6 protein-coding genes are annotated in these 16754 nt (G+C 51.2%); 5 read left to right on the top strand and 1 reads right to left on the bottom strand.

The features are described from left to right. Positions 1-88 precede the first annotated feature (88 nt). Positions 89-6352: a cadherin-like domain-containing protein gene (locus NP596_RS21930; RefSeq protein WP_305891781.1), complete on the top strand. Its 6264-nt coding sequence runs from the start codon at positions 89-91 to the stop codon at positions 6350-6352. 60 nt (positions 6353-6412) lie between these two features. On the opposite strand, the gene NP596_RS22065 is transcribed toward NP596_RS21930, so the two are convergent. Next, a complete protein-coding gene (locus tag NP596_RS22065) occupies positions 6413-6505 on the bottom strand; it encodes a hypothetical protein (RefSeq protein WP_371927955.1) in 93 nt (30 codons plus the stop codon). Between the two features lie 599 nt (positions 6506-7104). On the opposite strand from NP596_RS22065, the gene NP596_RS14270 reads away from it, so the two are divergent. The 4 genes from NP596_RS14270 to NP596_RS14285 all read left to right on the top strand — a co-directional run. Further along, complete coding sequence (locus NP596_RS14270; protein WP_256616057.1) at positions 7105-14433, top strand: Ig-like domain-containing protein; 7329 nt, start codon at positions 7105-7107, stop codon at positions 14431-14433. 30 nt (positions 14434-14463) lie between these two features. Then, a complete protein-coding gene (locus NP596_RS14275; protein WP_256616058.1) occupies positions 14464-15072 on the top strand; it encodes a PEP-CTERM sorting domain-containing protein in 609 nt (202 codons plus the stop codon). A 22-nt stretch (positions 15073-15094) separates the two neighbouring features. Next, on the top strand, positions 15095-16324 hold the full coding sequence (locus tag NP596_RS14280; protein ID WP_256616059.1) for a glycosyltransferase: 1230 nt from the start codon (positions 15095-15097) through the stop codon (positions 16322-16324). A 342-nt stretch (positions 16325-16666) separates the two neighbouring features. Continuing rightward, positions 16667-16754 (top strand): type IV conjugative transfer system protein TraL (locus NP596_RS14285; RefSeq protein ID WP_256616061.1); only part of this gene is annotated, 88 nt, incomplete at its 3' end.

Here is a 16754-nt window from a genome sequence, read left to right on the forward strand (position 1 = left end):
TGATAACAGCGCCTCTGGAACCCTGGGCGATATTGCCGTCTTCAGTGGAGCCCGGGCGAACTATTCGGTGGTTGGAGATGCGGTTGGCTTGACGATATACGACATTCGTCTCAATTCTCCTGATGGCACCGATAGGGTTACTAACGTAGAGACCATCAGGTTTTCCGATGGCGATGCGGATGTAGCCACAGATTTCGTAGGGCTAGTGATTACCGGTACGCCCGGTGATGACAATGACAGCTTGGGCAACCCGGGTGCTCTTATCGGTTCAATCCTGAACGATCAAATATACGGGCTGGCCGGCAATGATGTGCTCATCGGCCTGCAAGGTCTGGATTTGCTCGACGGAGGTGACGGTAACGATACCCTTCGAGGTGATGAAGGTAGGGACACCCTGCTTGGCGGAACCGGTGACGATTTTCTTTTCGGCGGGAATCAGGACGACCACCTTTCCGGCGGCGAAGGCAACGACCGCCTCTTTGGGGAATTCGGGAACGATGAACTGTCGGGGGGCGATGGTGATGACATACTCTCTGGCTCATCGGGTAGTGACAGGCTTGATGGCGGCAGCGATCTGCTTGGGGTTGGTGGAGTTGGTGACATTGCAGTTTTCGATGGTCCCCGCGCCGATTACGTGGTAACTACCGACGCAACGGACGCCTCACTTATTCGTGTTACCACATTAGACGGAACCGAACAAGACATCGTCAGGAACATCGAAATCTTCCGCTTTTCTGATGGTGACTATTCGGCGTCCACGCTGGAAGCAGGTCTGTACATCGTTGGCTCGGACGTTGGCGACACTATTGTCGGCACTGAAAATGGTGACTACATTCGGGCGCGGTTTGGCGATGACTTTGTCGATGCAGGAAACGGCAATAACAGAGTCGAGGCTGGAGACGGTAATGATACGGTCACCAGCGGAACGGGTGACGATGTCATTCTCGGCGGTAACGGGAACGATGTGATTTCCAGTGGCGCGGGCGCTGACCGAATTATCGATACCGACGGCGCCAACACGATCGATGCTGGAGAGGGCAACGATACCATTGATGCGAGCGGCAGTATCTCAGGTGGCGGTGGCGACGATACGATAACTTATCACTGGGTTGCCGGTGCTACCGATGATCTGGTTGCCGGTGAGGAAGGCAACGATACCATCTACGTCGCCAGTTCTTTCGGGCCATCCGCCAATTTGCTCTTCGATGGTGGTGATGGCGACGACTACATCTATGCCGACAACGACTCCGACAGTGGTTCGGATTCGATGCTTGGCGGTGCCGGCAATGACACGCTGGCCGGTGGTGGAGGTGACGATTACCTGGAAGGGGATGTCGGCGAAGATCAGCTTTTCGGTGGTAATGGAAACGATACGCTTGTTGGCGGCGCCGATAGTGATGTCCTGGATGGCGGGCAGGGCGATGATGTCCTGGACGGTGGCGACGGGGACGACTTGTTCAGGGGCGGAGCCGGCAACGACACGATCGACGGTGGTTCAGACGACAGCGCATCGGGTAGCCAGGGTGATGTTGTTCAGTTCACCGGTAATCGTGACAAATACTCGGTAGTACTCGACGGCAGCGGTATAACCGTTTATGACAACCGTCTTGGGAATCCTGACGGCGTTGACCACTTGATCAACATCGAACGCATCGTCTTTTCTGACGTAACCATGCGTCTGGATTCATCGATTTCCGGTCTAGTGATCACCGGAACTCCATTGGACGATGACGGTGCACCAGGAAACCCTTCCAAACTCATTGGCACAGCCTTTGATGATCGGATCTACGGCCTCGATGGAAATGACATTCTACAGGGGATGGAGGGCAACGACACCCTGAATGGTGGATTTGGCGCCGATACATTCCAGGGCAGCCTGGTCAATCTCAACGGCGACGTAATTGAAGACCTGTCGGCACCGGATTCCGTTTGGATTACGGACAGTGTGCTAGACGCAGCGAATTTCCAGTTCTCTGCGCTGTCCGGCGATACGGTCGTCCAGATCGACACGGATCTGGATGGGATCGCAGACAGTACTTTTACGTTGGTTGGGAGCTATACGTCTTCCGACTTCCAGTTTGGTGTATCGTCGTACGGTGGCACCCTGCTGACGTTGGTCAATACAGGTGTACCCACTGCGATGGCGTATTCCATCACTGTACTCCCGGACACGAGTACGGCGTTAAGCTCGTTATTTAGCTGGAATGATCCGGACGGGGTTGCCGATGTCCTTGAATTTTCGTTGGTTGACCAAAGCGTTGGCGGCGGATATCTCACCTACAAAGGTGAGGTAGTTACGACGCCCGAGGGAACTACGATTCCAGGCATCTCCATTTCCGACATTGATAACTGGGCCTTTGTTTCCGGTGCAGAAGGAGAATTTGACAACATTGGCTTTGCTGTTCAGGACTCCAGTGGCAATTTTAGTGATGCGGTGGTCGCGTATTTAGAGAGCAGTACTGAACCGCAAGCCCCGAACTTTAATTTCAGCGGAAACAGTTATGAGTCTTGGCAAGACATTTTGCTAATGGCCCATTTCGCTATTGATTCCTATAATGGAACTGGTAGTGATGCTATAAGCAGAAACACCTATGTGCCTGATCAATGGCGGGCTATTCTGTCGACATATGATGGTAATGATAAGCTTCATGACCCCTTTAATGGCTCAGTGCCAGTATATTTGAATTCTGTAGTATCGACGATGCAGGCTACCGCCTATCGTGAAGTCGGGACAGACAAAGTCGTTGTTTCATTTAGGGGTACAGACGAAACGAAGGGAATACTCTTCAATACTATCACTATTCCATTGGAACTCCTCAATACCTCTTTCCCATTAGGACTGGGAATAGCGGAAAATGGTGAAGACCCAGTGCTTCTTGCTGCTTTTGATGGACTTGGTGTCGCAGAGGAAGAGCTTGTTACTAGGTCATACGTCTTAGAAGCATTCCATTTTGTTGACAGATTGGTCCGTGACGGAATTGATATTAACGACATAACCTTCACTGGCCATTCGCTTGGAGCAATTGTTGCTAGTTTTTTAGGCGGATCAACAGGAAATCAGGCTATGGTTTTTGCTCCTGGCCTGAATAGCTTGATAAGCGATCTCTTCCCAAATAACGAACTTGACCAGTTCTCATTTTATAATCAAACCTTCTCTTCAAATCTACCAAATGTCACCTCGTTGAGGGTGAATGGGGAGGTGTTGGGTGAAATTAGTAAATTGGGTGATCCATCTAATGCGTTATTCATAGATTTAGTGGATAAAATCGGTTTGATACTATCGGAGGTAAACCCTTTTGGACGCAAAGAACAAGTGGATGCGCTGCTAGAGAGTTGGCTTCAGGCGTCTACTTATGGTACTGAACTAGTTGATCTAGAACCTGGATTAGTGTTGGGCGCGACGGCAGATCCTGATTTTAAGAAAGCCGTGAATCTCCATAGGATGCAATTACACTATACGATAGCTTATGCTGACAAGATGCTTAATTATTCAGCCTATAAAAACCTGCCAGGATTTCTGGAGGGTTTATTAGATAAAGACCTGGCCGACTCGATTGGAGTTGCTGAAAATCTACCTAACTATACAGAGAGGGAGCTGCTCTCTGACATCACATTGTCTCGCCTTGATGCCCGGCCTGATGTTTTAACAGGGTTATTGTATGATGCTGAGAATTATATTTCTCTTCTTAAAACTGGTTTCTTAGGCTCTGGCTACTCTGCTCCAGATTTTACCCGGATAGACTCCGATGAAATTATATCGGCTGTTTCGCATTTCGCTATTGAAGTTGCAGCACGTTCAGTTTTACAGAGTGTGGAGTACGATCAGACTATAATCGGGATTGATTACGTTTCGAATCCCAAGTGGTTGACATTAGACGTTTCATCGCTTGGTGGCGAGTTCTACGGGATTGCGGAACTCCAGCAGGCAGTGCTCCCGGTTTTTGGGTGGATGCCCGGTTTAGATAACATTCCAGATCAATTTGAGAGCTTAATTAGTGAGTCGGACCGAGTGGGTATAAGCCTGGCCGACTCGGCGAGTTGGGATACTAAAGGCGACTCTGAGAACGTCGTCGTTATTGGTGCAGGACAGGGAGCTTGGATTGAGACGGGAGACGGTAATGATGTTCTTGTGGGCACAGACGGCGATGATACGCTGAACGGATGGTTTGGCGATAACGCTCTGCTCGGAGGGGAGGGCAATGATACATATTATGCCTACGTTGGAAATGAGAATAGACTCGGCATTTTGGATCAGGGAGGCCAAGATACTCTAATTATCGATGGTTATATTACAGATGCGAAGTTTATTCCAGAATCTCCTTCAAGTGGAAGGCTCGAGCTTGAGATTAATAACGGAGCTGGGAGTATCCGAGTACATAATCACTATGGTGTTGGAGAAGGAAAAATTGAAACTATCCTATATGATAGTGGAACCATCTGGGGCGGCATTATAGCTGAGAAAGTTGACGATGCTTGGGAGCATTCTATAGACACAAGTGGTAGTGTTGTGACAGGTGTAAGCGGAGCAATTAATAACGTCAAAGGTACATTAGAGAATATAAAAGATACGGTCATATACAATTTTAGTTCTGATAATGGCAATACCGTTACGATACTTGGGAAGACCCTTGACTTAAAAAACTTTTTCAATATCGAAGGTTCATTGATCGTCAATATCGATGAAGACCTAGATGGTGAGATTGATGCAACATTTACCTTTAAGGGTGATTACGCTGGTAAAGATATCAGTTTATCTCATGTAGGGGCCGATACCGTACTCACGATCACTACCCAAACTGCCCCTGTTGCGACTGATGATTTTTATCGGCTCGATGAAGACTCGTTCGTTACTGGCAACTTTTTGACTGACCAAACCAATGGTGCTGCTGATTTTGATGCGGATAGCGACTTGTTATCCTTAATTAGAATCAATGGTCAATTACTCAGTGACTACGATGATGATTTGGCTACGCTAGGAAACCAAATTTATTTATCCTCTGGAGCGGTGTTAGAAATCGCGGCTAATGGTACTTTTACCTATTCAACTAATAAAGCGTTCGAAAATTTGGCTGTCGGAGAGTCTGTTTTTGATGTTTTGACTTATGAAATTAGTGATCAGCGAAGGGAAGGGATAGATTCTGCATCGGTTACATTTAAGATTGACGGGCAGAATGATGCACCAGAAGCCACTACTGACAGCTTCACAACATCTGAGTCGTCACCAATAACGACCGGCAATGTTCTGCTGAATGATACAGACGTTGACGATGACGCTTTGAACGTATCCGGCCTCGACCTGAGCGAAACCAAAGGCGTTGTGACCGACAACGGCGATGGAACTTTTTATTACAACCCTAATGACGCATTTAAATACCTAGGTTCCGGCGAAACAGCAACTGACAGTTTCGTTTATACGGTTTCCGATGGCAATGGAGGGTATGACGAGGCAACAGTGATCATCACGATTAACGGGTTGGCCGGTCCTTACACCTGGTATATCGATAGTGACTTGGATGGTTTCGGTTTTGATGACCAAGCGACGAATCAATTGGCTTACGAACAACCTCTGAACACTTCCGATGTGGCTGGCGATGCCGACGATACGGACGATACGGTTTATCCCGGTGCCTTCGATTTTAACGACCACAAGGATAATAACCAAGATGGTGTGATCGACGAAAACAATCATAATCCTGTTGCCGATGACGAATCCTTCGAAGTCCAACAAGATAGTACGTTGATTATACCTGTCGCGGATTTGTTGGCGGGCGACACCGATAGCGATGGCGATTCACTCAAGGTTACGGGTGTTTCCGCTGCAATCAATGGTACGGTAACTTTCGATGACAAAGGTGACGCCGATCCAACAAACGATGAAATTGCCTTTACGCCGACTGCCGGGTTCACCGGAGGCGCTTCTTTCGAATACACCCTTTCCGATGGTTTTGGTGGCGCCGACAGTGGCAAAGTTAATCTCGATGTCCTCAGTAATGAGCCAAGCATTAATTCGATCATTGGTACTTCTGGAAGCGACTATCTGGTGGGCACGAACAATCCGGATTTGATTCGCAGCCTGGCTGGTTCCTATGACCGTATGCTGGGCGGAGCGGGCGAAGATATTTTCGTATTCGGTGAAGAGACATACAACGGTATTCGTGAACGTGACGTCATCATGGATTATGAAGTCGGCGTGGATACCATCGCGTTCGATAACGCTGCGGATATTGGATCGATACGCGCGACCAGCACAGGTGCTGTGATATTCATGAACGATGACTTGGACGCGATTTATGTGATCGGCCAAGGCGTCACACCCGATAATTTAACGATTTCGACCGATCTTTGGTTATAAGCAAATTTCAAACTTTAGGACATTAAAATGATGAACAAACCATTAGGAACGGTATGTTTTTTACCGCACGCCCTGCAAGACTTCTTCGTAAATCTGATCCACGGATTTATCAGAGAACACACCGTTCTCCGCTTTGACGAGGCGAGGCTTCAAAAACGCTTCTGTTGTTTTTCTTCGTCTTAAAAACGGTAGTTTTTCAGAGTTTCCTTAATTGTCAGAAATTTTTACACATAATCCATGAATCCTGCGAATTCTGTAAAAAATACTGACATTTTGACGATTCCTGAGAATGATTCTCTTTAAGATTTATTGATAAACAAATGTTTCTAATATTCGGCAAGTTATTTGCTTAGAAATATGGAGGTAAGGTTTTACTTCTAAATCTCTTTTTTAATCGAAATCAGAATTCGGAAATGAAAAAAAATGATTAGTTATGTTCTGAACTCCCTCCTTGGTTTTATCCTACTATCCTTGATGACCAGTTTTGATCTAAATGCAGCCACAATCGTGCTTGATATTGGATCCCCAAAGATTGAAGCCAGTTTCTCCAAAATAGATTTCCTAGATTTAGTTACGGATGGTGATCTATCCATTTTTGGTGTAGTCCTGGACTTCACAGGCGGTGTGTCGCCCGTTAGGTTTAACCGAAATTAGATTTGGCGCAACCTATAATCTGGCCAACCCAACCGGCGGATTTGATGTGTTTGACGAAAACGGGTTGTTTTTAGACGATGAACTTAAAGGAGAAAAAAATGCGAGTTGATGACGACTGGACTTCCGATCTTCCGTTTACGACGTCTCTTGATGCACCGCTGATCCCCGACGGGGGTTATGCGTTGGGTGACCTCTTCAGTTCTGATGACACCGATTCTTATCGCGTCAGCGTGTTGGCGGGCGCCTCCTATGTGTTCACATTGCGGCGTGATGAGACTTTTCGACCTGGCGTCGATAATGCCGAGCTAGTGTTCCATAATTCGGATTACTCTATCTATTTCACCGACCAGTTCGACGAATCTGGAGTTGCACGGGTCGTCTACTGGGCAGAGACGGATGATGAACTGTTCCTGGACGTTATGGGATGGAGTGAGATCGGTGGCGGTTACCGGCTAGAAGTTTTGAACCTGTCTGAAACTACGGGGTCTTTCGATTCATTTGGCGAAGGCGATTTTGTGCTTTCAAAAAATGCACGATTGACATCTTCGTTGGATTTGGATGGCAGCTTTCCGGAAACGGAAAAATACGCTGTCGATGTACGAGCCGGAGAGGCCTTCTCAGCGTTTCTGGGCTCCGACCAGCAGGCAGCAGAACCGCTGGTCAGAAACCCCTGGGTCAACACCTACGTCAACATTTACATGGTGCCCGGCGTAACTGCGGCAGAACTCGAATTACAGGATCCTCAGGCTATTCTTTCGACGGCGGAGTTCCTGGCGACGGTCTCTTTCATTGATAGCCACATCGGCGAAGCGGATATCGTCGCTAGCGATGATGGTGCTCTGTTCATCGAAGTCTATACCGACCCCGACCAATCGTTCTACACGGGCGATTACTTCTTTGTACTGGACGGTCCTGGCAGCGCAGTTTATCGCGAATCGACCGAACTCGGTGGTGTGGATGACCCCTTTGCGCCATCCGTCTCAGGGTTCGGTCCATTTCTCATCGCGCCCGGAGAAGGCTATGCGGGGAACCTGGCAGGTGGAGGCGATGAGGACAAATTCTCTGCGAATTTCAGCGCAAACAGCGCTTATGTAGCGACGTTGGTCGGTATCGGAATTGATCCGCTCATCGCACCGTCGATCGGCACATCCACCGCTATTTCGTTTGGTCCCGTTGTATCGACCGGTTTCAGCGCCGGTCCGCACGTGTCACAGTCCAACCTCTGGACGTCGGAAGCCGGTGATGTCTCGTTTTTTCTGATCGACAATGTATACACGGACTTTAGGGGAACGCGGGGCGGTAACGGGGGTGATTACCGCTTTTCGTTGCTGGAGGCGCGCGCGGTCGAAGGAACAGTTGACGAGATTCCGGGGTCGAGTGGTTTGGTGGCGGGTCTTGATGCTGAGCCCCTACAGATCGGCGAAGCCGTGACCGGAGGCCTGCAGTTTGGTGGTGATGCGGACGAGTTTCGACTGACTACACCTGGCGATGCCTATTTCATGGTTACGCTGGCGGCTTCAGGCCCCACACCGCTGACGGGTCAAACGCTTCGGATTCGTCGCGAAGATGCGACTACCGGAGAAACCGCCTTCATACGGGGGCTCGGCACCAGCGCCTCGTATCCCAACGACATCTCTTTGTCTTTCGGAGGTCTTGGCGGGGACAATCTGATCATCGATGTCTCCGGTTTCGATGCGTCGCGGACCGGCGATTATCTCTTGTCCGTCGTGCAGGTATTCGACACTGTCGGCGACGACGTGTCCACGAGTGCGAGCATCACGACCGATAAACCGGTTTACGGTGTTATAGAGGCGGGAGCGGATGAAGATTGGTTTCGCACCACGTTCGATGCGGGCACAGAGTACACGGTATCTATTGATGCCAGAGGTTTTCAAGATTTCCCCCCGGCATTAACTGTTCGCGACGCTTCCGGTAGCGTCGTAGAGAGTTTCGCCAAAACAGATTATCCGAGCGACCTGGCGGCCGTTTTCACACCCACATTCGATGGTATCGGTTATATCACCGTCGGTATTGCGGGAACCGATCCGAGAAATGAGCCGGGAGGTGACTATTATCTCTCTCTTGCTGCGGACGACTCGGGTGGCGGTGGCAGCACGACCTTTCTTCAGGTCACAGGAGACACGACGATCGAAGGCGATGCCGGTGGCGGCGGCACTTTGGATTTCGTGATCACGCGCAGCGGTGCCGTCGACGGTGAGACTACGGTCAATTGGCATATCGAAGCCGGCTCCGCGGATGCGTCGGATGTCGTCGGTGGCTTGCCGCAATTTGGCACCTCGGTCTTTGCAACCGGTGAGCGCACGACCAGTGTATCAGTTGATGTCGCTGGTGACGACACGCCCGAGTTCGACGAAGACCTGATGCTCATCATCGACGACGCCACCGGCGATGCGCAAGTCGAGATTGTCAACACGTCGGCGACCGGCACGATCGAAAACGATGATGAATTACCGTCGGTCTCGGTCGAGGCAGTGCGAGAGATTGTCGTGGAAGGCAAAGGCATCCGGGCCCTTGACTTTTCCGGAGGGTCTTCGTCATTTGACTTCTTTCCACCGAGAGGCGGCAATGGATCGGGCGATGCTCTGGAGTTCAGAATCACCCGCGATGGTCCCGTGGACACTGCACTCACGGTCGACTACTCGGTGGTGCTTGGCGATGTCGCCCCGCGGCAGTACGTCATTCAGGAATGGCAGCAGTTCAACAGCTTTGGATCATGGTCGCTGACTGGTAACTATCACGCGACTGCAACGACTGCAACGACATTTGCCGAGCAGACACGCGCGGAACCCGACATCATTTCGCAGTCTTTCAGTGGTACATTCGATTTGCTTGGCGCGGATGCTGCCTACTCACTAAACGACTCCGATGTCTTGCCGTCAATTTTTTCAATCGGTGAGGAATTCGAGCTGTTCAGCGCAGAAAACTCCGGTGCCATCCCCGCAAGTTTCACCGGTGGCGTGTTGACCGGGAACTACGAGTCGGCATTTGACGTGGCGCTGGATCTCGCGATCACCGAAATCTCCCTTGGTGAGATCGATATCGTGTCGTCGATATCCAATTACTTTAGCCGGCCATCGGTGGTCACCGCTGGCGAAAGTTATGCTCTCAATCTGGGGACGGGAGTCGGCTTATACCACTCGCTTTCGACAGAGCCCTTCAGTTTCGGTGACCTCGGAATCGGCCTGGAACTCGATGCCGAAGTAAGCCTGCAAGGATTGACATTGAATGCCTTCGGCAGCGAAGTTTACAATTTCGGTGATGTTAACTTGCTCGGTGCGTCTGCCTACATTCCGCTGATCGATCTCTTGTCCGCGGATTCATTCGAGTTTGAAGTTCTCGATGGTGTCATAGCGACACTTCAGATTCCGGATGGATCTGGCTCGCCGGAAACCGGCCGGGGGCACAGTCCGACAGGTACTGAATCAGTTTCGGTGGCGGTTGCGGAAGAAGTCGCATCACTGGAATTCCAGTTTCTTGAAATCCTCGATAATGCGATTCCCGCGCTCGACCTGTTTCAGGAAGACGAGACCATCATGCTGTCCGGTGCTCAGCTGACTTTGAACTATGTCCTGCTGAACATGTTCGCGCGACTGGGTTACAACCTCGTCAGCGAGTACGTATTCACGCCTGAGTTGACCGTAACGGGCAGCCTTGATGGGAACGAATTCGACCTGTCGGGAGGCAGTTTCAGTGCGACGGCGCCGGGTTCCGATAGCGGGTCGATCGATGGTTCATTGAGCTATGCGCTGGGAGGCACCTTGAGCGCGTCTTATTCGTTGGTTCCCATCGGGTCCTTGGGCTTCGAGGCGTTGAAGGCCGAGATCATGGCGACGGAGAACATGCTTGGTTCGACCTTTCACGCATCCGTCGGGCCTTTGTTCGGATCGTCGGTGTCGTTTGGTTTGCCGGGGACCATCGATTTGTTCGAGATCGACCTGATTGAACTGTCGTCGGACCTCTTTACTCCGGTGGAGGTCTATTTCAGCATACCGGTACGCGCCGAGGACAAGCCGGAAGATGCCATAACGGCCGGCTCGATCACGTTTGCCCCGGGCGAGACCGAAAAGATCGTGACCCTGGACATCCTTCGGGACAGTAATCCTGAAGCAAATCAGGACGTGTTGTTCAGGCTGGATGCCGCCAGAACACCGGGGGGCGGCCTCGTCGAGATCGTCAATGGCGAAGCTACGGCGACTGTCGTAGACGACGATGACATCGTCAGCCTGCTTTTCCCTCGCCGCGAATTCGATTTCTGGGGCGATCCGCATATTGTCACGATTGATGGCTTGGCGTACGACTTTCAGACAGTCGGCGAGTTCACGATCTTCGAAGCCGTGGGCGAAGGTGGATTCACGGTTCAGGGTCGCACGGCGCCGACACCCGGCAGCGACGTGGCGAGCCAGATTACGGCGATTGCGACAGAGATTAGTGGCAGCCGCATTATGATCGATATCACCCGCGACACACCATTGTTGATTAATGGTGTAGAGACGACCGTTGACCTGTCACCGGGTTTCGTCAATGTGGGCGATGGTGCGGTCTACTATGATGGTCAGGCCTACGTCCTCCAGACCGCCGCCGGCGATGAAATCATGGTGGGGATCTATGATGGCTTCCTCGGAGTCTGCTTCTTTCTCAGTGACATGGCTTCGGAGGCACGCTCTATCCGGGGGCTGTTCGGCGACGGCGACGGTGACCGATCCAACGATATTGCGCTACCTGACGGGACCGTGATCGACCAGCCACTGCTGTTCGAGCAACTGTATGGGGATTTCGCCGATGCCTGGCGGGTTACGGACGAGACCTCTCTGTTCCATTACGAATTCGGAGAAAGTACCGCAGATTTTACCGATTTCTCGTTCCCGCGTTTCTCGGTCGGTCTTGATGACCTGCCGGCCGATGTGGTCGCGGCGGCGACAGCGGTCGTGGATGCGCTGGAGGGTCTCGATCCCGGCTTGCGGGACAGTGCGATCCTCGACTACGCCCTGACCGGAAACCTTGACTATGTTGAGGCGGCGGGCAACGTGGCTGGCGTCCCGCTGGAGCAGGTCGCCGAATCAGAGAGCGAGACACCCCCGCTACTCGGGGTATCGGCATTAACTCCATTGGTGTCGGAGGCAGATGGTGAATTGAAGTTTCTGATCTGGCGGACGGGTCCATTGGATGAGGCGATCACGGTCGGCCTGACGCTAGGCGGGAATGTCGCCGGCGTACAGTTGCCACCTGAATCAGTGCAACTCTCAGCCGGAGAGGACAGCGCAGCGGTGACGCTGGCGATTACGCCGGATGACTTGGCCGGGCCTGACCGTGATCTGGAATTGACCATCATCGCCGGTGACGAAGCACTAAAGATCACGTCGGCGACCGCAATGGCAAGAGTCCTAGACGATGACACACCTGCACTTCCGGGGTTGTCCCTGGAGGCTGCCGCCGAGTCCGTCAACGAAGAAGAAACCGTCACCTTTGGACTGTCGCTGACATCGCCGTCGGACGCCGAGATTTGGGTTGACCTTGGGCTAGTTGCGACACCAGGAAGCACTGCTGTTGATGCGGCCGACTTGCTCGAAGGCGTTGACGCTCGCTTCGATGTCGTATTCGCGCCCGGTGAGACCGAAAAGACAGTGACATTACTGACCCGGGACGATCAGGCGCGAGAAGATGACGAATTGTTAACGCTGCGCGTGCTTGGGGTCATCGGCGCCGAGTCGATTGTCGGGCAAGCCAGCACCTTGGTCGTTGACAATGACTCGAACAATGCGCCTGTGGCGACACCTCTCGACCCGTTGAACGTCGACGAGAACGCCCCCCCGGTCCTGATCGGCCCACTGGACTCGATCGTCGATCCGGATGGTGGGGCGCTGACGGTCGAGGAAATACAGGTGACGGGTGAACTTGACGCGAGTGGTGCCTTGACGCAGGTCGATGGCGACATCGTCTTTGATGCGTTCTTTTTTGCGGGGCAGCTCGGTGCGGGTGACATAGCCCGTTTCGAAGTCTCCTGGACGGCAAAGGATGCTGAGGGGGCTACCGTTGCTCAGCGTCAGGAAATCGCGGTCAATGGTTTGACAGGTCCGTTTACCTTTTATGAAGATAATGATCGCGATGCCTTTGGCGGGACATCGATTAATGCCTATAGTCTTGGCGAAGGCATTGTCGCCGTCGGCGGAGACCCTGACGACAATGACCCCACAGTATTCCCTGTACCTCCAAACGATCCACCGACGGCTAATCCGATTGACGCTGGAATAATCGATGAAGACGGAGCTGTGGTCAGCATTGACCTTCTCGCGGATGCGTCAGCGACCGACATTGATGGCGGTGTGCTCGGTGTCGCGGATGTGGCGGTCGAAGACGCTAACAGTAATCCGGTGGCCTTTGGACTGTTGGGTTCGGTGGTGACCCTCGATCCGTCGCAGTTCGCGGCCACGCTGAACACTGGCGACAACCTGGCGGTCAATATTGTCTACAAGGTAACTGATGGCCAAGGCGGATCGACGCCGAATATCGGTGCCCTCGAGATTTCAGGTCTGGATGGCCCCTTTACCTGGTTTCGGGATGGCGATGGCGATGGTATCGGCGTGGATAACGATGCCACCAATCAGACCGCTTATGAAATGCCCGAGGGCACTGCAGCCATCGCTGGTGATCTGGACGATGGCGATGACAGTATTTTCCCGGGCGCCTCCGAAATCAACGACGGGAAAGACAACGACCAGGATGGCGAAACCGACGAGGACAACACGGCCCCTGTTGCGCAAACCGATAGCTTTACGGTTGCCGTCAATAGCTCATTGAAAATCGCGGTCAGCGATTTGTTAGCCAATGATGCCGATGCCGAAGGTGATAGTCTGAAGGTGGTGTCAGTCTCTGCTGCTGAGAATGGTTCAGTGCAACTAGACGACAAGGGCGACGCCGATAGTGGCAACGATGAAATCGCCTTTACGCCTAATGCGGGGTTCACCGGCGGCGCTTCTTTCGAATACACCCTTTCCGATGGTTTTGGCGGCACTGACAGTGGCAAAGTTAATCTCGATGTACTCAGTAATGAGCCAAGCATTAATTCGATCATTGGCACTGCTGGAAGCGATTATCTGGTAGGTACGAACGATCCGGATTTGATTCGCAGTCTGGCTGGTTCCTATGACCGTATGCTGGGCGGTGCGGGCGAAGATATTTTCGTATTCGGTGAAGAGACATATAACGGCATTCGTGAACGTGACGTCATTATGGATTATGAAGTCGGTGTGGATACCATCGTGTTCGATAACGCTACAGATATTGGATCGATACGCGCGACCAGCACAGGTGCTGTGATATTCATGAACGATGACTTGGATGCGATTTATGTGATCGGCCAAGGCGTCACACCCGATAATTTAACGATTTCGACCGATCTTTGGTTATAAGCAAATTTGAAACTTTAGGAAATAAATCTGATGAACAAACCATTAGGAACAGTATGTTTGACGGCGACATTGTGGTTAGCCATGCCAAATTTCTCTTCGGCGGCGACGCTGGGATTGACGACTTCAGACCCGATACTGGGTGTCAGTTCGACTTTTTTTGATTACTTCGAGTTTGCACCTGATGGCGATCTTTCTACCTTTCTTGCGGACGTCGATAGCGCAAGTGGCATATCCACTACCGGATTCACGACGTTAGATCTTGGTATCGGTTTTTCCTTGGCAGACCCAACGACGGGTGCCACAGGCGGCTTCGGCATATATGATGATACCGGTTTGTTTCTGAGTGGTGATTTATTGGCCGTTGGATTTACCGAAAATATCATCGAACTACAATTCAACAATCTAACCGGCACTGGAGCCGGTAGTTTTGGGACCTCTATTCTGGCGTTAATTAATTTTGACGACCCGCTTGGCCCCGAGCCATTTGCGGGATTAGTGGACGGTAGTTTCTATTCCTCTTCCGTTAGCGTGGCGAATGTCCAGGACCCGGCAACCGTGCCTGTGCCGCCAACATTGTTGTTACTTGCTTCTGGCTTGTTTGGGATGGGATGGGCTAAAAAACGCTGTTTGGTGCTTTGATTACCTATAGTTGTTATCGTTTATGACGAAGTTGCACTATTCGCAACACAAAATATTATTTATTCATGAGAACTTCCCTGCCCAGTTCGGTGGTTTCGCTGATTGGCTAACCGCCAAGGGCTGGGATGTGAAATATGCAACAGCCAAAACCGACGTTGGTGCCGTTAAGTTCGATGTCGTCAACTTCAAGGCTCACCGTGGGGTAACGGCTGGTCAGCATCATTACCTAACGGGGTATGAAAAGGCCATTATCAATGCGCAGGCATTTGCACGAATGGCTGTGGACTTGAGTAAGCAGGGATATCGTCCTGACATAATCGTGGCCCATTCGGGGTGGGGCGTTGGCTCTTTCGCGAAAGATGTATGGCCCGGCAGTAAGTACGTTCCTTATTTTGAATGGTATTACTCGTGGCCGCCGAAAGATCGCTCTCGCCATGATCTACCGTCAGATTTTCTGGATGGACGCGCCAAAGCGCGGGTACGTAACTCCCCCATGTGGCTGGATTTCAGTTCTGCCGATGCGGCCATTTGCCCGACGAAATATCAGGCGGAACAGTTTCCGCTCTTTATCAGGGACATGATTTCCGTAATGCCCGACGGAGTCGATACGGATCTACATTGTCCCGGTAGTCGAGATGAAGAATTGCTGTCTCGGATCGGAATTCCGCGTGACGCGCGTGTACTGACCTACCTTGCGCGCGGTATGGAACCCACCAGAGGGTTTCCGGAGATGATGGAGGCAGTGGCAAAGCTCCAACAGCGAGGTAATGACTTTCATACGATTATCGTAGGTTCTGAACGTGTAGCCTATGGTCGGAAACTGGAATCCGGTAGCTGGAAACAACGGATGATTGAAGACTTGGATCTGGACTTGAGTCGGGTACATTTCACCGGACTGGTGTCGCGCAAAGACATGATCTCAATATTTCAGTCGTCAGATGTGCACCTCTATCTTACCGTTCCGTTTGTTCTTTCGTGGTCAATGTTAGAAGCTATGAGTTGCGGCTGTCTATTGGTTGCGAGTGATACCGATCCTGTTCGAGAATTTTTGAAGCACGGTGACAACGCGCTATTAGTCGATATGAATAACACTGAAGAACTCGTTAGCATGCTTGAGCATGCGCTGTCTGAAGGCGAAGCGTTGAAGGTATTACGACATAATGCCAGAGATTTCGCGTCGCGTGAGTTCGATGCCAAATCTATTGCGTACCCCAGAAAAATGAAATTTCTAGAGCAGGTTATAAGCAGTTAATTGCTTGACCGTGAAAATCGGTTGCGGCTTGGCTTTAAAAGTATTGGCTACCTGTTTTCAGAATATACAAATCGCATTGATCACCTCTCGCAAATTGATAACTCGCGAGCTACCGGTCACCGAAACGGCTAAGAGCCGTTTCAAAAAACGCCATGCTCTATTATTTACGGATTTCGATAGACAGCTTTTGGCTGATCGCGTTGGACCTAGAACAGATCAAAGCCAATACAAATTTCAAACTTTTTTCGCCTAATTGATGAAATCGCAATAATTATCGCGATTTCGAAAACGACCTCCCGAAAATTCTCTTCACAATAATGACCATCCTAACCGGAGGTCATTATGGAACCCGTTGCCATCCCTCAATCGATCGACGATCCGATCCACATTTTATTGTGGAGCGCGGACGAGATCGTACCCTTCATGGTGT

Origin of the sequence: Methylomonas rivi (assembly GCF_024505165.1) — a bacterium.
Taxonomy (GTDB): Bacteria; Pseudomonadota; Gammaproteobacteria; order Methylococcales; family Methylomonadaceae; genus Methylomonas; species Methylomonas rivi.

What these genes read in the sequence shown, in the direction of transcription:
- NP596_RS14270 (WP_256616057.1), top strand. Translation starts at nt 7,105, where the DNA reads ATGCGAGTTGATGACGACTGGACTTCCGATCTTCCGTTTACGACGTCT.
- NP596_RS14275 (WP_256616058.1), top strand. Translation starts at nt 14,464, where the DNA reads ATGAACAAACCATTAGGAACAGTATGTTTGACGGCGACATTGTGGTTA.
- NP596_RS14280 (WP_256616059.1), top strand. Translation starts at nt 15,095, where the DNA reads ATGACGAAGTTGCACTATTCGCAACACAAAATATTATTTATTCATGAG.